Source organism: Salinarimonas soli (assembly GCF_008386575.1).
Classification (GTDB): domain Bacteria; phylum Pseudomonadota; class Alphaproteobacteria; order Rhizobiales; family Beijerinckiaceae; genus Salinarimonas_A; species Salinarimonas_A soli.
On the sequence record NZ_VUOA01000180.1, the window covers coordinates 1 to 352 of the forward strand.

Consider the following 352-nt stretch of genomic DNA (forward strand, 5'->3'; position numbering starts at 1 on the left):
GGTGTAGGTTGGGCGCTCAATGTCGAGATTACGGCGGCAGATGTCATAGATGGCTTCATTGTCGACCATGAAAGCACAGTCAGAGTGCTCAAGGGTTGTGTGGGTGGTGAGGATAGAGTTGTAGGGCTCGACGACGGCAGTGGAAACCTGAGGCGCGGGGTAGATGGCGAACTCCAGTTTAGACTTCTTTCCGTAGTCAACGGAGAGACGCTCCATCAATAAGGAAGTGAACCCAGAGCCGGTACCTCCACCGAAGGAGTGGAAGATCAGGAATCCTTGCAGACCGGTACACTGGTCAGCGAGCTTGCGGATTCTGTCCAAAACCAAATCTACGATTTCCTTTCCAATGGTG

General features: G+C 52.8%; 1 protein-coding gene. It reads right to left on the minus strand.

What is annotated here, in order from left to right:
* A partial coding sequence (locus tag F0L46_RS27785) for a tubulin alpha chain (protein WP_149822417.1) occupies nucleotides 1-352 on the minus strand: 352 nt, incomplete at both ends.